The organism is Fictibacillus nanhaiensis (assembly GCF_042686385.1).
GTDB classification, from domain to species: Bacteria; Bacillota; Bacilli; order Bacillales; family Fictibacillaceae; genus Fictibacillus; species Fictibacillus nanhaiensis.
Map to the genome: position 1 here is coordinate 1 of NZ_JBHUPF010000003.1, position 23278 is coordinate 23278.

Genomic DNA, 23278 nt, shown 5'->3' on the forward strand with positions numbered 1-23278 from the left:
CCCATACCGAACACGGAAGTTAAGCTCTTTAGCGCCGATGGTAGTTGGGGGTTTCCCCCTGTTAGAGTAGGACGTTGCTAGGCAATGAGGAAGATGGATGAAAATCCATCTTCTTTTTTTGTGTTTTCAAAACTGTTTCCATAAACGTTGTTGCTTTTGAAAGTGTTGATTTCCGTTCCAGGCTGCTCGCTTTCAACGGGGCAGGCGGTGAGCCACATTCGGACGTTTCAACTGTCAAAGAAGAACAAGGACTCGAAAGTGGAAGTGATGCCGGAGCCTCGGGGGTATAGAGCTTGGATCAAGCTGAGAACGGTTGTCGAGAATTAGCGAATGGCCTTTATTTTTGATTTTAGACTTAATTGAGGTTCGTTCCGACTTAATTGGCTCTCATTACGACTTAATTTTCTTTTATAGACTTAATTACGGCTGGAAAATACCCAGCATGGTATTCACGATACTCCAGCTTAAAGCTTCAAAACCTCTCAAACCCTCAAAATAGGAAGAAGATGGCCTTAGCCATCTTCCACTTCGCGATATTCTTCAGCAAAAGCTCCAAAATCTATCTCATAAACCCCTCAAGCAGCTCCATCAACCATCACCCAAGCCAAAACCCCACAAAAAACCACTAATCAGCTCGCCCCACCAATCCAACCCCACACATTTACGAGGTAATCTTCTTTTTATACGAGGTAATCCTCCATATATCCNAGGTAATCTTCTTTTTATACGAGGTAATCCTCCATATATCCGTAAAACTTCATCACAATTCCGCAGATAAAAATTTTCAACAATAACACTATCTTACTAACGCAACTAACAAACCTATCTACTCTAATAAACTAAATCCTCTTTACAGAGAAACAATGAACTAACAAAATCCTAACACCATAATTCCAACCAATTTTATGCTAAACTAAAAGATAAAAAAACAATGGGGAGGCCATATATCATGAAGAAAGTTCATTTTGATACATCCAGCGTACATGCAAGTGGTCATAATAGTGTGAAGTCGGTAAGTAAGATCAATCCGATCTATCAGACGTCAGCTTTTTCATTTAACGATCTAGACGACCTAGAGGATTATTTTAGAGGAAAGAACGATTATTTATATACACGTATGAATAACCCCAATCAGAATGATTTTGCGAGTGGTGTAGCGAATCTTGAACAAGCTCCTGCAGGTGTTGTGACTTCATCGGGGATGTCAGCCATTTTGGTCGGTATCTTGGCCGTTACACAAGTTGGAGATCATATTCTAGCTTGTGATGATTTGTATGGAGGAACCTATCAGCTTCTTTCTGACGATCTTAAAAGTTTTGGGATCGAAACAACATTCGTTTCATTCAAAGACTTAGATGAGATAAAAAGAAACATTCGTAGCAATACGAAGCTCATTTATTCAGAATCTATAACGAATCCTTTATTGCGCGTAGAGGATCTAGAAGGACTTGTTGCGCTTGCAAAAGAACACAATCTTACGACGATGATCGATAATACATTTGCAACACCTTATGTTCTACAGCCTTACACAAAAGGTGTTGATCTTGTTGTTCATAGTGCGACGAAATATTTAAACGGACATAGCGACGTAACAGCAGGTGTGGTAGTAGGGAAAGAAGAATTAATCGCAAAAGCGCAAGCGAAAATGATTCACCTTGGTTGTAATTTAGGACCGTTTGATGCGTGGTTAGCTTCTCGCGGATTAAAAACGTTAAGCGTTCGTATGGATCGTCATATCTCTAACGCCACTGAATTAGCGGACCAGCTTAAACAAACAGATGGAATTAAAACTGTGTACTATCCAGAATACGTGAGTGAAACGGGTAATTCTTCTATTGTTACGATCGAACTCGACGAGAAAAGCAACGTGCACACGTTCTTTAAGTCATTAGATTGGGTTCACATCGTTCCAACCCTTGCAGGTGTAGAAACGACGGTATCTTACCCGTTAGGAACTTCTCACCGTTCTTTACCAGCAGAGACATGTGAAAAATTGGGGATTAATAAGAATGTGATCCGTATTTCGGTTGGGATTGAAAATATTGAGGATATCGTAACTGTTTTTAAAGAAGCTGCCAAAAAAGCCCTGTTACAATAGGGCTTTTGGGCTTTAAATTGTAATAAAATCGAATTGTTCCTTTTTGTCGAAATATGTTATGATACCTGAGTGAAAGCGCTTCATCATATACATCAAGGGAGGCATAAAAATGAAGCCAAAACAAGAATTACAGCGTGGGCTCGAAGAACGACATATCACACTTATGTCACTCGGGGCCGCTATTGGAGTGGGCTTGTTTTTAGGGTCAGCTTCAGCAATTGAAATGGCGGGGCCAGCAATTTTATTCGCATATGCATTAGGCGGAGCCGTAATGTTCATCATTATGAGAGCGTTAGGTGAGATGGCGATCCATCAACCGGTTGCCGGATCGTTTAGCCGTTATGCAAGAAACTATATCGGACCACTAGCTGGTTATTTAACAGGCTGGAACTATTGGTTCTTATGGATCGTAACATGTATGGCTGAGATAACAGCCGTAGGTATTTATATGAAAATGTGGTACCCAGATGTACCTGTTTGGATTTGGGCACTATCAGCACTTGTGATTATGGCGAGCATCAACTTGCTTGCGATCAAAGCTTATGGAGAGTTCGAATTCTGGTTTGCCTTAATCAAGATCGTTGCCATCGTATTGATGATTATTACAGGTTTAGGCATGATACTATTTGGGTTTGGTAACGGTGGAGTAGCAACAGGAATCAGTAACCTTTGGGAAAATGGCGGTTTCGCTCCAAACGGCATACAGGGAATCCTGATGTCTATGCAGATGGTTATGTTTGCATTCTTAGGAATTGAAATGATCGGGGTTACAGCAGGTGAGGTTAAGAACCCTGAAAAATCTTTAGCACGAGCTGTAAACTCTGTATTCTGGCGTATCCTGATTTTCTACGTTGGGGCATTATTCGTTATCATGTCCATCTACCCGTGGGATCAGATCGGTACGCAAGGAAGTCCGTTCGTTCTAACATTCGAAAAAATCGGTATCGGACAAGCTGCTGGTATCATCAACTTTGTCGTCTTAACAGCTGCATTATCTAGCTGTAACAGTGGAATATTCAGTACGGGACGTATGCTATTCAACCTGGCTGAACAAAAACAAGCACCGGCAGGACTTCATAAAGTAAGTAAGACGGGTGTACCGTCTGTAGCCGTATTGGTTTCAGCTGGAGCACTTCTAATTGGAGTCGTATTAAACTATCTTGTTCCTGAGAAAGTATTCGTATGGGTAACAAGTATCTCAACATTCGGAGCAATTTGGACATGGTCCATTATCCTTGTGTCACAGCTTAAGTTCCGTAAAAGCTTAAGTGAAGAAGAAAAGAAAACATTAAAATTCAAAGTGCCGTTCTTTCCTTATGGCTCATATATTGCACTAGCGATTCTAATCTTTGTAGTCGGGATCATGGCATACTTCCCAGACACACGTATCGCCTTGATCGTAGGCCCTTGTTGGTTGATCTTATTAACAGCGATCTACTATTTTAAAGGGTTCAACAAACGCCCTGAGAATAACGATAAAGTAGCATAAAATAGAGGGCACAGGAAATAAATAAAATTTCTTGTGCCTAATATTTTTAAAACACTTGCATCATACTAATAAACGTGATATATTAATAAATGTCCGAAACAAGTTGTTATCTAAACCAGAGAAAACAACATTTTATAACGTCGCGGGGTGGAGCAGTCTGGTAGCTCGTCGGGCTCATAACCCGAAGGTCGCAGGTTCAAATCCTGTCCCCGCAACCAATTATTATCTAAACAATAACTACATCAATTACATACAAGCTGGACCCGTGGTGTAGTGGTTAACATGCCTGCCTGTCACGCAGGAGATCGCCGGTTCGACCCCGGTCGGGTCCGCCACTTTTAAAAACGAAACAAGGTTTCGTGTTTTTTTATGTCTAAAAGTAAGTTAAACTAATATACAACTGTCACCTTAGGAGTTTTATTATAATCCTAAGGCTTTTTTATAATTTGAATTGTCTTTAAGTTTATTCTTAGCTGTTTTTTTGAGCTGTTGATTTCCGCTCCAGGTGCTTCGCTTTCCGCGGGGCGACCGGTGAGCCCCTTGCCGCCATGCGCCCTTAAGGGTCTCACCTGACCGCTCGTCCCGCAGGAGTCTTGCACCTTCCACTACAATCAACTTATCATTGAAGTGAAAAGCTATTTTAAAAACTTTATTTAAAAGCAAAGACCAGAGAGGAGCACATCCATGATTAAAGATGAATTTGAATGGATCAACAGCATCACGCCTCGGCACTTTTTTCAAAAAGAGGTTGTTCAAGGTATCGGTGATGACGCTGCTCTCTGGTCGGTGAACGAAGAGATGGATCAAATCGTTTGTGTGGACACCATGGTAGAAGGCGTTCATTTTACGAGGGATACCTTATCTCCTTATCAAGCGGGATTTAAAGCACTTGCTGTGAACGTGAGTGATATAGCCGCTATGGGTGGTATTCCGCAGTTCTATCTTGTCTCGATCGCGATTCCTTCAGAATGGTCGGAGGATGAGCTTCAAGAGATCTATCGAGGCATGGGAGATCTTGCAGAGAAATACAAAATGGATCTTATGGGCGGCGATACCGTTTCTACAAAAGGACCGTTAGTATTATCGGTGACGGTTATTGGAAAAGTAGAAAAAGGAAGATCTTTATTAAGAAGTAACGCGAAACCTGGAGACATTGTATTTTTAACAGGAACAACGGGAGAATCAGCGGCAGGACTCAACATTCTTCTTGAAAAAACAAGACATGCTGATTTCACGGCAAACGAAGCAAAATGGATAAATCAACATCAGATGCCCGTTCCTCATATCGAACAAGGAAGACTTCTTGCAGGAAGCGGTTTTCGAATTTCCTTGAACGATGTTAGTGACGGAGTGGCTAGCGAATTGAATGAGATCGCTGAAGCGAGTAACGTTTCCATTCATATAGAAAGAAACAGCCTGCCTGTTAGTGAGTCCTTAAGAGATTTACCAGATGCTGACGTGCTCAACCACCAGTTGTTTGGTGGAGAGGACTATGTGCTGGTTGGGACGGCAAGAGAAGAAGACTTTAAGGTGCTGGCAGATACTTTCAAACAACATAGGCTGCCGCTTTATGAAATCGGGAAAGTTGGAGAAGCTGGTAAGGCTGAGGTCTATCTTCATAAACAGGACGAGAAGCCTGAACTTCTCACGAAAAAAGGATTTAATCATTTTAGGGAAAGGTAAGGGGAAGTCATGAGTACTTATCAATACGAAACAAAGTCAGCGGAAGAAACGATGTCTTTTGCCGAAAAGCTGGGCTCTCTTCTTCAAAAAGGAGATGTACTCACACTGGCTGGAGATCTTGGAGCGGGAAAGACGACTTTTACAAAAGGGCTTGCAAAAGGGCTCGGAGTGACCCGTACAGTGAACTCTCCTACTTTTACCATCATTAAAGAATATAGTGGACGACTGCCGCTTTATCATATGGACGTGTATCGATTAGAAGACTCGGACGAAGATTTAGGATTCGAAGAGTACTTTTCAGGAGATGGCGTTTGTGTGGTAGAGTGGGCCGTATTTATAGAAGACTATTTACCAGAGGAAAGACTTGAACTCGTGATCTCACATAAAGGCGACGAAGAGCGCGAGATTCAATTAAGACCTATCGGAAGCAGATACGAAGAACGCGTTAAGGAGATTATGTAATGAAAGTTCTTGCAATAGATACATCCAATCTTGTGATGGGGATCTCAGTATTGGATGAAGGAAAAGTACTCGGTGAGTATATAACGAACTTAAAAAAGAATCATTCGATACGAGTGATGCCTGCGATTGAAGAAGTATTAAAAGAGACTGGGGTAAAGCCTGCAGATCTTGATCGCATCGTGGTTGCGAAAGGGCCAGGATCATACACAGGTGTTAGAATCGGTGTAACGATCGCAAAGACACTCGCGTGGACCCTGAAAAAAGAACTCGTTGGGATCTCAAGCTTGGAAGTACTCGCTCAGAGCGGGAAATACTTTGAGGGCTATACTGTTCCTTTGTTCGATGCGCGTCGCACACAGCTGTTTACGGGCCTATACGGAAGTAATGATTCAGGGGAATTTCAAAATCTTTGGGAAGACCAGATCATCTTATTAAAAGATTGGTTGGAAAAGCTTCAAACGCTAGATAAAAAGATATTATTCGTAGGTAATGATTTGCCTTTGCACCAAGAAACGATTCAGAACGTTTTGGGGGATCAAGCTGTTTTTGGACAAGTATCTGATCACAATCCGCGTCCAAGCGAACTCGGACGTATCGGTATGACGAGCGAACCCGTAGATATCCATTCGTTTACACCAAGCTATCTTCAGTTGGCAGAAGCAGAAGTGAACTGGCTGAAGTCACAGGGGAAGTAGGTGGATCTGATGGGAGAGCCTTATACATTCAGACTGGCAAAAGTAAGCGATATAGATGATATCCTTGGTATTGAGCAAGCATCGTTTGCCGTTCCATGGTCAAGAGAAGCTTTTTATCGAGAGATCGTTGAGAACCAATTCGCTCATTACCTCGTGATCGAAGATTCCTTTCAGCCGGTCGGTTATTGCGGCATCTGGCTCGTTATGGACGAGGCACATGTTACGAACATCGCAATTCTTCCTTCTTATAGAGGAAGAAAGCTAGGAGAGATGCTCATGAGAGAAGCGATCAAACTGGCGAAGATGCACGGCGCTGCAACGATGACGCTAGAGGCACGCGTAAGTAATCATGTGGCACAGAATTTATACAAGAAACTAGGATTCGAAGCAGGCGGTATCCGGAAAAACTATTATAGCGATAATGGTGAAGACGCTTTAGTGATGTGGGTGGAATTATGATAAAAGACGAATTGATATTAGCGATAGAAACAAGCTGTGATGAGACGGCAGTAGCGATTGTAAAGAACGGTACTGAACTGTTGGCAAACGTAGTCGCGTCACAGATTGAGAGTCATAAGCGTTTTGGCGGGGTGGTGCCTGAAGTGGCGTCACGCCATCATGTTGAAGAGATTACGGTCGTGATCGAAGAAGCCTTAACTCAAGCAGGATTAGAGCCAGCAGAACTCACGGCGGTTGCTGTAACAGAAGGACCTGGCCTCGTGGGAGCGCTATTGATCGGTGTTAACGCAGCGAAAGCGTTCGCCTTTGCACATAATCTGCCGCTCGTGCCTGTGCATCATATCGCAGGACATATCTACGCGAACAGACTCGTTAAAGAAATGACGTTTCCACTCTTGTCTCTTATCGTCTCAGGCGGGCATACAGAGCTTGTCCTGATGGAGGAGCACGGCACGTTCAAGGTGATCGGTGAAACAAGAGATGATGCAGCAGGGGAAGCGTATGATAAAGTCGCGCGAACACTGAACATGCCATACCCAGGCGGTCCTCATATCGATAAGCTGGCACAAGAGGGTGAAGCAAACATTGACCTGCCTCGCGCTTGGCTAGAGCCGAACTCGCTTGATTTCAGCTTCAGCGGCTTGAAGTCAGCCGTGATCAACACGGTTCATAATGCAACGCAGCGCGGAGAAGTGATCAAGCCTGAAGATCTAGCTGCAAGCTTCCAAGCGAGTGTTGTGGATGTACTTGTGGAAAAAACATACCGTGCCGCAGAGCAATATAACGTAAAACAAGTCCTCTTGGCCGGTGGGGTAGCAGCGAACAAAGGACTTCGTCACATGCTAGAAAGCCGTTTTAATGGAACAAAGTACGACCTCGTCATTCCTCCGCTTCACTTATGCACAGATAATGCAGCCATGATTGGAGCTGCAGGAAGTGTGGCGTACCAAAAAGGAACGCGTGGAGATATGTCATTAAACGGTGTACCAGGATTAGATTTAGAAGCGCAATAATGTAAAAGCTCTTTTCCTTATATGAGGAGAAGAGCTTTTTTAGCAATCGACTTAATTCGACACAAAAACCCTTCATTTTTGTGGAAAAGTTATACACAGGTTTGTGGATAATGTGGACAATGGTTTTGAAACATTTGAAATAAAGGGTTTGTGTTATACACAATTCACATCATGTATACACATGTTCATGTGGATAAAGTGGATAAGTCGTCAAAAAGTGCAGAATCCACAGGGTGAACTGTGGATAAGAATTTATAGTAGTAACGTTTTTAAGATTTTTTGGGGCTCTTGTTCGTAAAATTGTGTGTAAAATGTATGGAAGTGATGTCGAAATGTGCAAAACCAACTTGGAGATGAATATAAAAAAGCTGACATCCCACTATGTAAGGATATCAGCTTTCAACTTAAGCATTCTGAAGTTCTTCCCATTCTTCCATCAACGTTTCCATCTCTTCATTCAAATCATCTAGCTGAGACTGAAACTCTTGTGTCTTTTCATAATCCTGAAAGACTTCAGGTTTACAAAGTTCAGCTTCTGCCGAAGTGATCTTGCTTTCGAGCCCTTCAAGCAGACCCTCAATCTCCTCGATGCGACGCTGTCTTTTACGATCCAGCTTCTTCGCTTCTTTATCGATCGAGTTCTTCGCACCGTTTCCTTGGTTAGAAGAAGGAGTGTTAACCGCATTTTCTGCTTTCTGGCGCGCGGCGATTTCTTCCCGTGCTTTCATCTCATTTTTCTTTTCCGTGTAATAGTCGTAGTCACCTAGATACTCGGTCATGCCTGTTGGCGCGAGCTCAACGACTTTCGTGGCGATACGGTTTATGAAATAACGGTCATGCGATACGAATAGGATCGTACCAGGATAGTGGATCAGAGCTTGTTCAAGGATCTCTTTGCTGTCAAGATCCAGATGGTTCGTCGGCTCGTCAAGCAGAAGAAGGTTTCCTTTCTCCATCATAAGCTTCGCCAGGGCAAGTCGAGCCTTCTGACCACCGCTCAGCTCTGTTACAAGCTTAAGTACATCGTCACCGCTAAACAGGAACTGTCCGAGGATCGAGCGGATCTCTTTTTCCGTTTTTTCCGGGTAGTCATCCCACAGCTCGTTCAGTAAGGTCTTGCGTGAATGCAGATCCGCTTGTTCCTGATCATAGTGAGAGATCATGAGTCCACTGCCGTAACGTATATCGCCCGATATGAGCGGCAGCTGCTTACGTATCACTTTTAATAAAGTAGATTTGCCGATTCCGTTCGGTCCAACGATCGCGACGCTGTCCTGGCGGTTAATCGCTACCGATACGTTCTTAAATAACGGCTCACCGTCTTCATATCCTGTGCTCACGTTCTCAAGCTTCAGCACATCGTTCCCGCTTTGTCTTTCAATCTCAAAAGAAAAACTAGCAGACTTTTCGGCACCAGCGGGACGCTCTTTCAATTCCATCTTCTCTAACTGTTTGCGACGACTTTGTGCACGTTTCGTAGTGGAAGCACGCACGATGTTGCGCTGAATAAAATCTTCTAACTTCGCAACCTGCTCTTGCTGCTTCTCAAACTCTTTCATCTCTTGAGCGAAACGCTCCGCCTTTTGCTCGAGATAGCTAGAATAGTTACCTGTGAAACGGTAAGAACGTTTTCTCGAAACCTCGTAAACGGTCGTTACGATCTTATCGAGGAAATACCGGTCATGGGAAACAATTAAGATGCCACCAGGATAACTCTGCAAATACTGCTCGAGCCACGTGAGCGTTTTGATGTCTAAATGGTTCGTCGGCTCATCGAGAATGAGTAGATCTGGTTTGGTTAATAGGAGCTTTGCAAGTGCGAGTCTCGTTTTTTGCCCACCACTCAATGTGTTGATCTTCGTATCGCGATCAAAATCGGCAAACTGAAAACCGTGAAGCACCGTACGAATCTCCGCTTCATACTGATAGCCGCCTTCGTCTTTAAACGTAACCTGCAGCGCATCATAATCTTTCAGAAGACGTTCATACTCCGCTTCATTCGCAATCACTTCCGGATCGCCCATACGCGCTTCCATCTCACGCAGCTTTTTCTCTTTTTTACGAAGGTCTTCAAACACCGAGAGCATCTCATTCCAGATTGATTCATCCGAATCTAGCCCTGCATCTTGCGCAAGATAACCAGTCTTCACGTCTTTTGGAATCATGACATGACCAGAATCATAGGAATACTCACCAGTAATCACGCGAAGCAGCGTAGATTTACCCGCACCGTTCCGCCCAACAAGCGCAATTCGCTCACCTTTTTGAACCTCTAGTTTTATATTCGATAAAATAACGTCCGCGCCAAACGACTTCGTAACGTCTTGAACTTGTAAAATAATCATTGTAATTTCACCTCTATGAAAAACGGGTGGTTTTATTTATTGGCTTATTCCCAAAAAGAATTGAGTTAGTGCTTCATTGAATAGTTGATTGAAGTGTAAGGTGAGAGACTCCTGCGGGACGAGCGGTCAGGTGAGACCCTTAAGGGCGCAAAGCGGCAAGGGGCTCACCGGTCGCCCCGCTGAAAGCGAAGCACCTGGAACGGAAATCAACTACATTCAACAATCATGCAATCAGCCTTTATACAAATAACCCTGTCTAACTAGTAGTTTAGCGTAGTTTGGAGATTCGCGCCAACAAAGGGAATGTTCAACATTTTGCAATAATTACAAGTAAAATCTTAACGACAATAAAAGCGGTTTCGTGTATATTCATCATGAGGAGGGGTTTTATGACAGAGTTTACCCATTTTAACGAAGAAGGCCGCGCGCGCATGGTTGATATTTCGGAAAAAGAAACATCTCACCGAACAGCCGTAGCGGTAAGCGGGGTAACGGTTTCTGAAGAAGTCTTACTTAAGATCAAAGAAAACGGATTTAAAAAAGGGGACGTTCTAGCCGTCGCACAGATCGCTGGGATCATGGCTGCGAAAAAAACCTCTGACTGGATTCCGATGTGTCACCCGTTATCACTGACTGGCGTTGATCTGTCTTTTTCATGGGATGAATTAGCGGACAGCATGTATAAATTAAACATCCAAGTTGAAGTGAAAACGAAAGGTAGCACCGGTGTTGAGATGGAGGCGTTAACAGCGGCTTCTGCAGCAGCATTAACCGTCTATGATATGTGTAAAGCAGCGGATAAGGGAATGGTGATCGGGCCTACATACCTCCAATCGAAAACAGGAGGCAAGAATGGGGACTTTCTACGTTCTTCAAGCCCTGACAAAATATGATACAATAGGAATAGATAAGCTTTCTAAACTTGGAGGGCTCCAAATATGAACCAAGACCAGTTAAAAATACCCCACGCAACAGCAAAACGGCTGCCCTTGTATTATCGTTTTTTGAAAAACTTATCATCTTCCGGTAAACAAAGGGTGTCTTCTGCTGAATTAAGCGAAGCCGTAAAAGTAGATTCTGCAACAATCCGCAGAGATTTTTCATACTTTGGCGCATTAGGCAAAAAAGGTTATGGCTACAATGTTAATTATCTGCTGTCGTTCTTCGCAAAGACGTTGAACCAGGATGAAACGACAACCGTAGCGTTAATCGGAGTAGGTAACTTAGGCACGGCCTTTTTACATTACAATTTCACCAAAAATAACAATACCAAAATAGAAGTCGCATTCGATGTAGACCGAGCTAAAATCGGCACCGAAATTGCCGGAGTTCCGATCTATCACACAGAAGACATCGAGCAAGAACTGAAGAATCGAGGCATCGATGTTGCGATCCTGACCGTTCCAGTAGGAGCCGCTCAACCGATCGCCGATCAACTCGAGCGCGCAGGTGTAACAGGCATCTTAAACTTCACACCCGCACGATTGACCGTCTCACCCGAGATTCGTGTTCATCACATCGATCTAGCTGTTGAATTGCAATCGCTTGTTTATTTTATGAAAAACTATTCTTAAAACAAGGAGGTAATCGTTATGTTAGGACCAGGAAGTATCGCGGTAATCGGACTTGCAGCTCTTGTTATGTTTGGACCGAAAAAGTTGCCTGAGCTAGGTAAAGCAGCAGGTAAGACGCTTCGCGAGTTCAAAAATGCAACAAAAGGCATGATGGACGAAGAAGATGAGAAAAAGGAAAGCGAACAACTGAAGAAGTAAGGATGTTTGTCTATGACCTCTGAAAAAAATATGTCGCTATACGGTCACATTGGCGAATTACGAAAGCGCATCATATGGGCGATCCTAGCCTTCTTCCTATTCTTGATCGCTGGATTTTTCTTAGCCAAGCCCGTAATCGTATATCTGCAAAGTGACCCAATCGCAAAGAACATTCAGATGAACGCTTTTCATCTAACCGATCCACTGAACGTGTACATGACATTTGCCTTCTTCATCGGCCTCGTCCTATCCGCACCAGTGGTGTTGTACCAACTCTGGGCATTCATCAGCCCGGGGCTTTATGAGAACGAACGAAAAGTAACGCTCATGTACATCCCGATCGCATTCGTGCTCTTCTTGACGGGACTCGCATTCTCGTACTTTATTCTGTTTCCGTTCGTTGTGAGCTTTATGGGAAATGTCGCCGTGGCACTTAGTGTAGAAGGTGAATACGGAATTCAGGAATACTTCTCATTCCTATTCAACATCACACTGCCGTTCGGATTGTTATTCCAGTTTCCAGTCTTAATTATGTTCTTGACTCGACTTGGAATCGTAACACCTGATTTCCTTAAAAGCATTCGTAAGGTAGCTTACTTTGGGATTTTAGTAGTAGCGGGTCTTATCACACCGCCAGAGCTGCTGTCTCACTTGATGGTTACGTTCCCGCTTATCCTGTTATACGAAATCAGCATCATCATTTCGAAGACCGCTTATAAAAAACGAATGAAAGCCGAAGTCGAAGCACTCGTAAAAGAACGAGAAGCTCAGGCAGAAGCGATGTATCATGATTAAAAAGAGGATGACTCCACGTGGGGAATCCTCTTTTTTGTGTGGTTGGAATGAAGCTGCGGTATGGGAGAGTGGGAGTGGACAGTAAAAATGAGGAAGTAGACAGTAAATATGCAAAAGTGGACAGTATTTCAACGAAAGTGGACAGTAAAACTCAAAAAGTGGACAGTATTTTCGTGAAAGTCGACAGTAAGCATCGTTTGAGGTGACTTGCGGGCTATTTAGGTGCTACCTAAAGTACTGCTCGTGATGATAATCTGTCGGATTCGATGACTAATCTGTCCAATCCCACATCCGCCACTGGCCATCCTCACAAAACACCGCCAAAAAACGAAAAAAACTGCCTCCAATAAGAAGCAGTTCCCGCATATTATTTCTTTCGTTTTCTTTTCAAGTGGTTGTTTAACGCAAAATAGCGGATGGCATTGGCGTAATCGAAGGTTGCAACGACCATCGTGATGATCGTCCAGAAGCTTGTCATACCGTACTCGCTTGCGTAATGAACGGCTAAGTACGTAAAGACGACTCCGATTCCTAGATATAAAAATGCCATAAACAGTGGTGATGTCTTCATAATAGTCCTCCAATAATCAGTTGCGCTGTTTCTAGCTGTTGTTCCATTTCTTTGATTTTATCGGCAAATAATACTTGAACGATCAAAACGAGCGTGTTCATGGCAACGTGTGCCGCGATCGGTACGATAAGACGTTGCGTTTTAACATACAGAAAAGCGAACGTGAAGCCCATTGCCGTGTAGATTAATAAGTGTGTGAAGTCCGCATGAACAGCAGCAAAGATTAAAGAACTGATCAAAGCAGAAATAAAGAAATTAAAGCGTTTATGAAGAGAGCCGAAAATGATCTTTCGGAAGATGATCTCTTCTAGTATTGGCCCAACGATGGCCGTTACAATCATAAAATATTTAACGTTTTTCACGATCTCAACAAGTTGCTTCGTGTTTTCCGATCCAGGCTGGATACCAAACAGGTTCATCTCGATCATGCTCGCGATAATTTGAGCGGCGTACGCCATGAAAATACCGATGATCGACCATAGAATGGCAGATCCTTTTGAGACGCGCTTAGAATTTCGGTGGCGTTCTCTCATTTCAGGGATCAGCATGTAAAGGATGATTACAAGAGCCGCGATAAAGCTGAACGTTCCCCACATTCCAAAAAGTTGATTTTTAGGAACACCAAGTTCATGTAGCAGTGGAACCCCAATGTAACCTGAGAATTGCATCACGATATATATGAAGATGATCCACCAATATTTTTTCTTCAAATTACCTTCTCCTTTACGTACAGCCCTAAAAATAATTACGTTTCATACCTCTTTATATGCTTACCCATTTTAACATAGAATAGGCAGGGCTCGCGAGGATATCGAATTTGCGGGTAATTCGATTTATATTTATATTTCTCACTTGCAAAATTTTTTAGTTTTATTTATTATTAGAAATGGAGTTAGCACTCACTAACAAAGAGTGCTAATAAGAAATCTTTTAACTATTTAAGGAGGGTGTTTCACTTGTTAAAGCCACTAGGTGACCGTATTATTATTGAGCTTGTAGAAGGTGAAGAAAAAACTGCAAGCGGCATTGTATTGCCAGATTCAGCAAAAGAAAAGCCTCAAGAAGGAAAAGTTGTTGCTGTAGGTACGGGCCGTGTAACGGATAACGGCGAGCGTATCTCTTTAGAAGTTTCTGAAGGCAACACGATTATTTTCTCAAAATACGCTGGTACAGAAGTAAAGTACCAAGGTAAAGAATACTTGATTCTTCGTGAGTCTGACGTATTAGCGATCGTAGGCTAATCGTTAGGTAACTTGGAAGCTTCAATATTTTGAAGCTACATAAATCAAACATAAAGCATATGTAAGTCACTAACTTTTAAAATTAATGGGAGGGTTTTTACATGGCTAAAGATATTAAATTTAGTGAAGACGCACGCCGCTCAATGCTTCGTGGTGTTGATGCACTAGCAAACGCTGTAAAAGTAACACTTGGACCAAAAGGACGTAACGTTGTGCTTGAGAAGAAATTTGGTTCTCCTCTAATCACAAACGACGGTGTTACAATTGCAAAAGAAATCGAGCTTGAAGATGCATTCGAAAACATGGGTGCTAAGCTTGTAGCTGAAGTTGCGAGCAAAACGAACGACGTAGCAGGAGACGGAACAACTACTGCAACAGTTCTTGCTCAAGCAATGATTCGTGAAGGATTAAAGAACGTAACAAGCGGTGCAAACCCAATGGTACTTCGCAAAGGGATCGAAAAAGCAACGGCTGCTGCTGTTCAAGAACTAAAAGCGATCTCTAAACCAATCGAAGGCAAAGAGTCTATCGCACAAGTTGCGGCGATCTCTGCAGCTGACGAAGAAGTAGGACAATTGATTGCTGAAGCGATGGAGCGCGTTGGAAACGACGGCGTTATCACGATTGAAGAATCAAAAGGATTCACAACAGAGCTTGAAGTGGTTGAAGGTATGCAGTTCGACCGCGGATACGCATCTCCATACATGGTAACAAACTCTGACAAGATGGAAGCAGAGCTTGAGAACCCGTACATCCTTATCACAGATAAGAAGATTACGAACATCCAAGAAATCCTTCCAGTACTTGAGCAAGTCGTTCAACAAGGAAAATCTCTATTGTTGATCGCTGAAGACGTTGAAGGTGAAGCACTTGCTACATTAGTAGTTAACAAGCTTCGCGGAACATTCAATGCAGTAGCTGTTAAAGCTCCTGGATTCGGTGACCGCCGTAAAGCCATGCTAGAAGACATCGCAGTACTAACTGGCGGTGAAGTGATTACGGAAGAGCTAGGTCTTGACCTTAAGACTGCGAACATCACGCAGCTTGGTACAGCTTCTAAAGTTGTGGTTACAAAAGAAAACACAACTATCGTAGAAGGTGCTGGAGATTCTTCTAAGATCGCAGCTCGTGTTAACCAAATCAAAGCACAACTCGAAGAAACAACTTCTGAGTTCGATAAAGAAAAATTACAAGAGCGCCTAGCGAAATTAGCTGGCGGAGTAGCCGTAATCAAAGTTGGTGCAGCTACAGAAACTGAGCTAAAAGAGCGCAAACTTCGTATCGAAGACGCACTAAACTCTACGCGTGCAGCGGTTGAAGAGGGTATCGTATCCGGTGGTGGTACAGCTCTAGTTAACGTGCTAAAAGCGATCGCTCAAGTAGAAGCGACTGGCGACGAGTTAACAGGTGTGAAACTAGTACTTCGTGCACTAGAAGAGCCAGTTCGTCAAATCGCACACAACGCAGGTCTTGAAGGATCTGTAGTGGTTGAGCGTCTGAAGAACGAAGAAATCGGAGTTGGATTTAACGCTGCAACTGGCGAGTGGGTAAACATGTTCGAATCCGGAATCGTTGACCCAACTAAAGTTACACGTTCAGCGCTACAAAACGCAGCATCCGTATCTGCAATGTTCTTAACAACAGAAGCAGTAATCGCGGATAAGCCAGAAGAAAACGCTGGCGGCGGAATGCCTGACATGTCAGGCATGGGCATGGGCGGAATGGGCGGCATGATGTAAGGATTTTTTAAAAGTAATAAGCATTATAGAAAAATTAGAGACTACTTTCTATTATCAGAAAGTAGTCTCTTAAGTTTTCTGAAATATGGTAAGTTAAAGGTGTATTTCTTAATATGTAAGTAAGGAGACTAATTATGAACTGGTTAACGAATTTAGACACATTATATGCATCTAGTGTTGAAAAAAAAAATAATAAACAATTAATTTATTATCCTCTTGTTAATATCAAATGTGCGACTGAAGGTGTGGAATTCATTTTTAGAAAAAAAAATAGAAAAACACAAATATTGTTTAAAGATGAGTATGGAAGGAGAGTATACTTAACAGATGTAGATATTATAAATATTTTAGTAGAGGCTAAAGATAAAATATTTACTTTAATACATCAAAGTTTGGTGAATTACTTAATTGAGAAACATCAAAATAAATTAATATGGGAAATTGAAAATAAGACTTTTGAATCTGGGTTTGTTATGCCAGAATATTCAGATCAAAATAAAGAAGATCTAGAGTTATTAAAAAAACATACCTTTAATACAGTAGCTGATTTCGAAGTCAGTTATTACGATTTATTGGTACTCATAAGTTTAATAGTTGATAAAGAATATGTAGTCAATGAAGTAGATGCTGAAATTAGAAAAGCAAGACAGCTAAAGAAGTTTATCGTCTTAACAACTTTCTATAGAAATTATCATTACGCACAAGAGCTTGAAGAAAATGGATACAATGTTGGTTTGAAAATTGAACAGGTTTATTATAATAAGAGCATCGCCAAAGAAATAGATAAAGTATTTGATAAAATAAAGTTTTAAATTCATATACTTAGTGGTATATTTAAAATAATGAGCCCTAGTAAAACTGTCATGTACACAGTTACCTTAGCGTCTAAGGTTGAGACAATCACAAAATGTAAAAATATTCAGAACTTGCGTTCATTGTTTTACAAGAATGCAATTAATTTTATAACAACCGCTCGCTTACGCAATCTTTGCTCCAGCTCGGAACGCTATAAAATTAATAACATTTACAATGAAATTCATGAATATTTTTAGTAGGGCTCTTTTTATTTATTTTGGGGGTAAATTTATTGTATGGAGAATTTATCATATTTTAAATTAAATAAAACATTAGACAATCCTTTAAGGATTTTTTTTTTATGTGGTAGTTATTTTAACCCTGGTGAACAAGATAAAGTAGATAAGAGAATAATACTTAAAAAGTATATTGAATCTATTAATTCTAATTTTAAATGTTTAATATTAGAAGAAAACTTTATGTTCAGTAGTAGAAATAATAAATTAAATTATAACGATATTCAATTAAAAAGTTTAAAATCTATTGAGTTAATTACTAGCTTAATGAGTGATAAAGTCATTATATTACATGAAAGTATTTCTACTGCTGCGGAGATAGGGTTATTTTCAAGTGAAAAAATAATAAATGATAAATTAATTGTCCTGGCGCCAGATATCTTTTCTTCTGAAGAAGATTTAATTTCAGGGTTTATGAAATTAGCCTATGCCAATAAATTTTATTCAGCTAATAATCTTAATATCATAAGGTATTTTCCTGGACAGTTTTTCTATGAGATATCTTCTGAGTTAATTAAACCTCATTTTTACTTTGTTAATAATGTTTTAGGTGATAATTTACAAAATAAAATTAATAATTTGATAGATTTTAAATGTAATACAATTAAAATAACTAAACAAAATTACCTTAATGCTAATAATAATAGAGTAAGTAAATACACGGTAGACAATAAAAATATAAATGTGACTTTAACTCTAGATAATTTGGTAACACTTCTAATAAGTCTTTTCACAGTTGATATCATAAAATCAGATTTGCGATCTCCAATAACAAAATTGGAGGGAGATAATATAACAAAAAGAAGAAGAGTTTTTCATAAAACTATAGACATTCTTAAAAAAAACTTCATAAGTTTTATGGCCCGTTCTATAGAAAGTGAAGTCCCACTTAAATCAGAAGAAATCAATGTTAGTACTAATTATTCTGATATTAATATTTCACAAGCAATTGGATACTTTGTGTACGTTATGTATGCTATTGGAATGATAAACATTGGTAGTCAGAATACTAAACTTACTATTTCTAATGAATTTGATTCTGTTCTAACTGAGTATTCTGATTTAATTGTTACACCAAGTGGTGGGCTAACGGAGGTGTTAAACTCTTGAATAAAGTTGACGCAACATGGTATAAAATTAAGTTTATCAGAAGAAAAGGAAAGATAAGAAAAATAATAACATATACAGATCAGTCTGTAATTGAAAAACATACAAGAATAAAAGAATTTTTAGAAGAAAGACTAATTTTTTCGAAATTCACAAAAGCATATGTAAAGAATTCCTCTATATTTAACAATGCAAAGGCTCACATGTATAATGATATTTTTATCAAACTTGATATTAAAGATTTTTTCATAAGTATAAACCATAAAATACTTTTAGATTTATTATTTTCACAATTAAATGTAAACCCTGACCAAACTAAAGTTAGTAAAATGGAAATATCGAGATTAATTAGTATTTGTAGTATAGAAAAAAAAGGTCTTCCTTTAGGCTTAATTACGTCACCAATTTTATCAAATATCTATCTAAAAGAATTTGATAATATCTTGTATGGCAAGTTAAAAAAAATGAATTTTAAAAATATAATTTATACAAGATATGCTGATGATATAACAATCTCTTTTAAATCTGAGGATACAAATGAGTTTATACAAGGGTTAAAAGTGGAAATTCTAAATTTAGTTGAGGTTTTATTAAAAAGGTATAAATTAAAATTAAATAGAGATAAGATATCACTGATAAATTTAAATATATCCAATCATGTAAGAATAACAGGAGTTAGTGTTACAAAAGATTCCAATAATTATAGAAGGATTTCTATTGGTCGTAAAAGAATCAATAAATTATATCACGATGCATTAAATTTATTTATTAAGATTAAAGTGCGTAATATGTCACTTGATAATCATGATTTTCTTAAAATTAGACAAATAAAAGGTATGGAGTCTTTTATTTTTTCAATTGAGAAAAATGGATATGATACTATTTATTCAGAGAAAATGAAACTAAGAATAAATGAACTTGGTTTTGAATCCTTATCTCAATTAATAAAAAATCTACCGGAAAAAAATTTTTAATAATATTTGTTAACTTGAATTAACTATTGTGAAAGTGATTTTAAATGTTCGATTTTTAATTTTTCTCATAATATAGAATTGTAATCCATTGTAACTTAAGCCCTCCCGCAATTGAGGAGGGCTTAAGTCATGTAATTTGTAGATCTATTTTTCCACCTTCTCCCTAAAAGCCTCAGGAATCATCGTAAAGCCTTCAATCACCGTATCTTCCTCAACTTCAATCATAAGATACCGTTTACCACTAAGTTGCACTTGTTTCACATACCTTAAATCCTGAGGACTAATCGATATTTTAGCTACCTTTGTGTCGATCTTAATAGATTTTGAGTTGTATTTCGGTACAACACTGCTTGCTTTTATTTCATATTTATCATCATCGATCACCTTTTGGAAAGCTGATTCAACCTTCTCCACACTGATATCTTCAACACCGCTCGCTTTTAAAACGCGTTCAACGTCTTTGGAATCTAAGCGTGGATGTTCTTCCTCTTCGTTCTCTTCAATCATTCGGTTGATCTCTTCGTACACATTGGAGAGGGTGGATGTGTTCAACTGATCTCGTGTTACGTCTTTAATGATTTCTTCAAACACGATCTTATCGTCTTTTGCCGTCATGATTTCTTCGCCATTTAAAACGTCCACGATGAATTCATAATCAGGCTCATGCACTTTGCCTGCTGAGTACAGGATGTGGTTCACGTCTGCTGCATTATCACTGAAACAAGGGAAGAGAAATCCTCCGATGGGCGCGTTCAGGTTGATGACAGGATTGACCACGAAATTGTACTTGAACTCTTTTTCCACATAGTCAAAGAGAAGTTCTTTCTTTGGTTCTTGTGTATTGTTTATGCTGCACAAAATAAAGGGGAAGGAGTAGACGGCATCTCGTTCACTAATCTCAGCCTCATCATTTTTGCGTTTCGTAGGCTTATAGTATTCCCCCTTAATAAAGGTGATCACGATATCCTTTTCGTACTGACGGTTTAGGAGCATTTTTCCTACCATTTGAAGCATTCGTTCTTTCCAGTCTTCTGTATCGCTTGCGAGTAATCCCTGATGCAGAATAAGCTGGCTATTGTTTTCAGCATTTCTATTAAACTTTAATTCAAATAACTTTTCATCGAGATTTCCACCAAGTAATTTTTTGAAGTTATTAAAAAAGAGCTCTTGTTGTTCAGCGTCTAGCATCTCAAAAGGCTGACTCACGTGATGATAGATCTCGCTGGATTCTTTCGTAATATACACATTAAAGATGCTGGAGATTTTCAGTAGATCGTTCTCTTTCTTGAACTGTTTTCGTATTTGAGCGATATCTTTTTTGTTCATGCTTGTATACACTCCTAAGTTGTTGCGATTTTAAGTCGACACTCTATATGTCTAACAGGGAAGTATTCTTTATTTTAACATTCAGAAGGAGTGAAGTGTGAAGGTGAAGTTTTGTTGGTTCATAGATTGGTTGCATTAGTAGTTTAATATCTTTTTTAATTTAACAACATCAAGTTGCTGCAGGGTATAACCCGTACTTGTATCGTCGACATACATAATCATTCCACTATCACTGTCTTTTCGTAACCAAAGGAAATAGTTCTCCTTATTTCCATTTGAATCAACAAGAGTCATCTCTAAATTATTTCTTGATACATTTAAGATCCCAGGTATTCTTTCGGCAGACTGTATCGCATCTCTAGCAATTCTAACGGCCTTGTCATTTTTAAAGGTCTTCTTCACTTCGCCTGATACGATAAGCGTCTCTTTTGTATCCTGCTTAATGAGGTTTGGAGCGGTCTCCTTACTTTCAGAATAAACACTACACCCAACAAACAAGATACTAAACGTAATAAAAAACAGTTTAAGTAATGATTTCTTCATCTTCACACCCCTGATATCCATTTTATAGTAAGTCGCTTTGTATTCTTAAAAGGTTTCAGGGTACTCCATAAACATAAAAAAACCCCATATCGCATAGCGTTTAAGCCGATACGATACAAGGTCTCTGTTACTAAAGAATTCTTTTCTTAATACGTGCTACGAGTGGAACCACGATTAGTCCAGCAAATCCAACTTGCAGAACGTTTCCTGGAATTGATCCGAATGGTTGAATCCAGTTGCTATAAAGCACAACTTCTGCAAAATAGTAGCCTACCACTTTAATCAGCATAGCTACGACAACTGCCAAGGAATAAACGAGCACACGTTTTCCTGGTACTTTTTCAGATATAGCGCCCGCTACATAGCCCATTGCCCCAACGATGATAAATGTGAACGGAGCCCATATTGTCCATCCAGATAGAAGATCGAATAATCCCATCCCAAAAGCACCTGCAATAGCACCGGTTCTTCTGCCGAAAACAAAAGCCGCTACAAATAAAGGAATGTTACCTAAGTGGATTAGACCACCGTTTCCTGCGATGGGAAGCTTGATGTTGATGAACATTGTTGCAACAAGCGTTAGTGCCACGAATAGTGCGCTGATGACTAACATTCTTGTTTTAGTAGATTGTATTGATGAATAAGTAGTATTCATACCATAACCTCTTTCATAAAAAATGAATGTAAAAAAATGATTGCACTCATTCATTATATATGTCCTTATTCTTTTAGAAAACAGCTATTTTCTGGGTAGGGTGAAGAAATAGAAAAATAAACTAGTGGAATGAGCGAGTTTCTCAAAAGGAAAGAAGGGGAGAACGACACATTTGCCGAAATCTATTTAGTAGAGCATAGACGTATTGATACAGTTTATTGCGAATGCCTATAGTAGAGGAATTAAACGATATGTATCGCATGGCGATATAAGCAATAGATGAAAAGAAATGAAGGAGGCCCGATATGCGACGTGATATACAACCGAATGAACGAGCTTTCTCCTCCAAGGAAGTTGCAGAAGAAGTAGGAATCGCAACACCTACTGTTCGAAAGTATGGACAAATTTTAGAACGAAACGGATACGAGTTTTTAAAGGATGGAGATCGACGTATTTTCGTTCAATCTGACATTAAATCGCTCATAGCGCTACGCGATACAGAAAAGCCTTTAGACGATACAGCTAAAGATATTGTGCTTCAACAAAAAGAAAGACTGAAAGAAACGATTCAAACGGACGTAGCGCTACCCGATACATATGAGAACCTTCCACAAGATCCGAACCAATTACGAGAAGTCTTAATGATGCTAGCGAATGAATTAGCAGCGACACGTGAGATGAATGCCCAGCTGACAAACGATATGTCAGAGCTTAAAGTAACCGTTTCAAGACTTCAGCAAGATCATCACGCCATCAGTGCGAATGTTGGAAACGCAGCTCAGAAAACCAACGCTAAGATTGAGAAGCTGACCAACCAACAGAAAGAACAATACGAAGCATTGCTAGAACAGGAAAAAGAGAAAAGTGAAATTCTGCAACAGGAAATTCAAAAACTAAGAGAAGAACAAGTCAAGGAATGGCGTCTGCAGAACGATTTTAATAGACGACTTGAAATCGTGGTTCAAAGCCGGCCGAAAAGCAAATGGGAAGCCATTCTTTCTTTATTTAAAAAGTAAGGTTGTATGTATCGGTGGGCGATGCGGTCAACTTACGAAGCTCTATTTAACATGGGTATATCGTGACCCGATATGGATTCTATAACGATACAAGATACAATCCTCAACAACAAATCGTCATATTTCTACAATTTCCCGAGAAATATCTACAAAAACAGCAAACTAATTAAGCTTGGGAAATTAGAGTTTAAGGTCTTAAAACAA

23 protein-coding genes, 2 tRNA genes and 1 rRNA gene are annotated in these 23278 nt (G+C 39.9%); 20 read left to right on the top strand and 6 right to left on the bottom strand.

What is annotated here, in order from left to right:
* From rrf to tsaD, 10 genes are all read left to right on the top strand, one after another.
* Window positions 1-83, top strand: a 5S ribosomal RNA gene (gene rrf / locus ACFS5O_RS02040); the annotation flags it as partial.
* An 866-nt stretch (window positions 84-949) separates the two neighbouring features.
* Window positions 950-2098, top strand: a complete 1149-nt coding sequence (locus tag ACFS5O_RS02045; RefSeq protein ID WP_205724275.1) for a trans-sulfuration enzyme family protein — start codon at window positions 950-952, stop codon at window positions 2096-2098.
* 109 nt (window positions 2099-2207) lie between these two features.
* Window positions 2208-3587: an amino acid permease gene (locus ACFS5O_RS02050; protein WP_205724276.1), complete on the top strand. Its 1380-nt coding sequence runs from the start codon at window positions 2208-2210 to the stop codon at window positions 3585-3587.
* 141 nt (window positions 3588-3728) lie between these two features.
* A tRNA-Met gene (locus ACFS5O_RS02055) sits at window positions 3729-3805 on the top strand.
* A gap of 41 nt (window positions 3806-3846) precedes the next feature.
* A tRNA-Asp gene (locus ACFS5O_RS02060) sits at window positions 3847-3922 on the top strand.
* A gap of 349 nt (window positions 3923-4271) precedes the next feature.
* Window positions 4272-5270: a thiamine-phosphate kinase gene (gene thiL, locus ACFS5O_RS02065; protein WP_205724277.1), complete on the top strand. Its 999-nt coding sequence runs from the start codon at window positions 4272-4274 to the stop codon at window positions 5268-5270.
* A gap of 9 nt (window positions 5271-5279) precedes the next feature.
* On the top strand, window positions 5280-5732 hold the full coding sequence (gene tsaE, locus ACFS5O_RS02070) for a tRNA (adenosine(37)-N6)-threonylcarbamoyltransferase complex ATPase subunit type 1 TsaE (RefSeq protein WP_205724278.1): 453 nt from the start codon (window positions 5280-5282) through the stop codon (window positions 5730-5732).
* On the top strand, window positions 5732-6427 hold the full coding sequence (gene tsaB / locus ACFS5O_RS02075; protein WP_205724279.1) for a tRNA (adenosine(37)-N6)-threonylcarbamoyltransferase complex dimerization subunit type 1 TsaB: 696 nt from the start codon (window positions 5732-5734) through the stop codon (window positions 6425-6427). The genes tsaE and tsaB overlap by 1 nt, the downstream gene beginning before the upstream one ends.
* Before the next feature lie 9 nt (window positions 6428-6436).
* Window positions 6437-6886, top strand: coding sequence for a ribosomal protein S18-alanine N-acetyltransferase (gene rimI, locus ACFS5O_RS02080; RefSeq protein WP_205724280.1), 450 nt, complete (start codon window positions 6437-6439; stop codon window positions 6884-6886).
* Window positions 6883-7899: a tRNA (adenosine(37)-N6)-threonylcarbamoyltransferase complex transferase subunit TsaD gene (gene tsaD / locus ACFS5O_RS02085; protein ID WP_205724281.1), complete on the top strand. Its 1017-nt coding sequence runs from the start codon at window positions 6883-6885 to the stop codon at window positions 7897-7899. The genes rimI and tsaD overlap by 4 nt, the downstream gene beginning before the upstream one ends.
* A gap of 404 nt (window positions 7900-8303) precedes the next feature.
* On the opposite strand, the gene ACFS5O_RS02090 is transcribed toward tsaD, so the two are convergent.
* Window positions 8304-10244, bottom strand: a complete 1941-nt coding sequence (locus tag ACFS5O_RS02090; protein WP_205724282.1) for an ABC-F family ATP-binding cassette domain-containing protein — start codon at window positions 10242-10244, stop codon at window positions 8304-8306.
* 389 nt (window positions 10245-10633) lie between these two features.
* On the opposite strand from ACFS5O_RS02090, the gene moaC reads away from it, so the two are divergent.
* The 4 genes from moaC to tatC are packed head-to-tail and all read left to right on the top strand — an operon-like array spanning window position 10634 to window position 12811.
* A complete protein-coding gene (moaC, locus tag ACFS5O_RS02095; RefSeq protein WP_205724283.1) occupies window positions 10634-11137 on the top strand; it encodes a cyclic pyranopterin monophosphate synthase MoaC in 504 nt (167 codons plus the stop codon).
* Between the two features lie 45 nt (window positions 11138-11182).
* Entirely contained in the window at window positions 11183-11818 is a 636-nt protein-coding gene (locus tag ACFS5O_RS02100) for a redox-sensing transcriptional repressor Rex (RefSeq protein ID WP_205724284.1), read from the top strand.
* 18 nt (window positions 11819-11836) lie between these two features.
* Window positions 11837-12016, top strand: a complete 180-nt coding sequence (locus tag ACFS5O_RS02105; protein ID WP_066391178.1) for a twin-arginine translocase TatA/TatE family subunit — start codon at window positions 11837-11839, stop codon at window positions 12014-12016.
* Between the two features lie 12 nt (window positions 12017-12028).
* Window positions 12029-12811, top strand: a complete 783-nt coding sequence (gene tatC, locus ACFS5O_RS02110) for a twin-arginine translocase subunit TatC (protein ID WP_205724285.1) — start codon at window positions 12029-12031, stop codon at window positions 12809-12811.
* Between the two features lie 367 nt (window positions 12812-13178).
* Here the strand turns inward: tatC and ACFS5O_RS02115 are convergent, their stop codons facing one another.
* Both ACFS5O_RS02115 and ACFS5O_RS02120 read right to left on the bottom strand, forming a co-directional pair.
* The gene (locus tag ACFS5O_RS02115) at window positions 13179-13382 is read right to left on the bottom strand and encodes a YdiK family protein (RefSeq protein WP_205724286.1); all 204 of its coding nucleotides are present in this window, start codon (window positions 13380-13382) and stop codon (window positions 13179-13181) included.
* Window positions 13379-14092 (bottom strand): CPBP family intramembrane glutamic endopeptidase, encoded by a 714-nt coding sequence (locus ACFS5O_RS02120; protein ID WP_066391181.1) that lies wholly within the window; start codon window positions 14090-14092, stop codon window positions 13379-13381. The genes ACFS5O_RS02115 and ACFS5O_RS02120 overlap by 4 nt, the downstream gene beginning before the upstream one ends.
* 246 nt (window positions 14093-14338) lie before the next feature.
* On the opposite strand from ACFS5O_RS02120, the gene groES reads away from it, so the two are divergent.
* From groES to ACFS5O_RS02145, 5 genes are all read left to right on the top strand, one after another.
* The gene (groES, locus tag ACFS5O_RS02125; protein WP_066242572.1) at window positions 14339-14623 is read left to right on the top strand and encodes a co-chaperone GroES; all 285 of its coding nucleotides are present in this window, start codon (window positions 14339-14341) and stop codon (window positions 14621-14623) included.
* A gap of 101 nt (window positions 14624-14724) precedes the next feature.
* On the top strand, window positions 14725-16362 hold the full coding sequence (gene groL, locus ACFS5O_RS02130; protein WP_066242575.1) for a chaperonin GroEL: 1638 nt from the start codon (window positions 14725-14727) through the stop codon (window positions 16360-16362).
* Window positions 16363-16496: 134 nt separating this feature from the next.
* Window positions 16497-17174, top strand: a complete 678-nt coding sequence (locus tag ACFS5O_RS02135; RefSeq protein WP_205724287.1) for a hypothetical protein — start codon at window positions 16497-16499, stop codon at window positions 17172-17174.
* A 279-nt stretch (window positions 17175-17453) separates the two neighbouring features.
* Window positions 17454-18563: a hypothetical protein gene (locus ACFS5O_RS02140; protein WP_205724288.1), complete on the top strand. Its 1110-nt coding sequence runs from the start codon at window positions 17454-17456 to the stop codon at window positions 18561-18563.
* A complete protein-coding gene (locus tag ACFS5O_RS02145; protein WP_205724289.1) occupies window positions 18560-19534 on the top strand; it encodes a reverse transcriptase domain-containing protein in 975 nt (324 codons plus the stop codon). Before ACFS5O_RS02140 ends, ACFS5O_RS02145 begins: the two co-directional genes overlap by 4 nt.
* A 144-nt stretch (window positions 19535-19678) precedes the next feature.
* Here ACFS5O_RS02145 and ACFS5O_RS02150 read toward each other — a convergent pair whose 3' ends face one another.
* The 3 genes from ACFS5O_RS02150 to ACFS5O_RS02160 form a co-directional block, all read right to left on the bottom strand.
* Entirely contained in the window at window positions 19679-20860 is a 1182-nt protein-coding gene (locus tag ACFS5O_RS02150) for a DUF4317 domain-containing protein (RefSeq protein ID WP_205724290.1), read from the bottom strand.
* A 135-nt stretch (window positions 20861-20995) separates the two neighbouring features.
* Window positions 20996-21403 carry a YhfM domain-containing protein gene (locus ACFS5O_RS02155; RefSeq protein ID WP_205724291.1) on the bottom strand — a complete coding sequence of 136 codons (408 nt, stop codon included), beginning with the start codon at window positions 21401-21403 and terminating at the stop codon, window positions 20996-20998.
* Window positions 21404-21533: 130 nt separating this feature from the next.
* Window positions 21534-22058, bottom strand: coding sequence for an ECF transporter S component (locus ACFS5O_RS02160; RefSeq protein WP_197196072.1), 525 nt, complete (start codon window positions 22056-22058; stop codon window positions 21534-21536).
* A 305-nt stretch (window positions 22059-22363) separates the two neighbouring features.
* Here ACFS5O_RS02160 and ACFS5O_RS02165 point away from each other — a divergent pair, with 305 nt between their 5' ends.
* Entirely contained in the window at window positions 22364-23074 is a 711-nt protein-coding gene (locus tag ACFS5O_RS02165) for a hypothetical protein (RefSeq protein WP_205724292.1), read from the top strand.
* Window positions 23075-23278 lie beyond the last annotated feature (204 nt).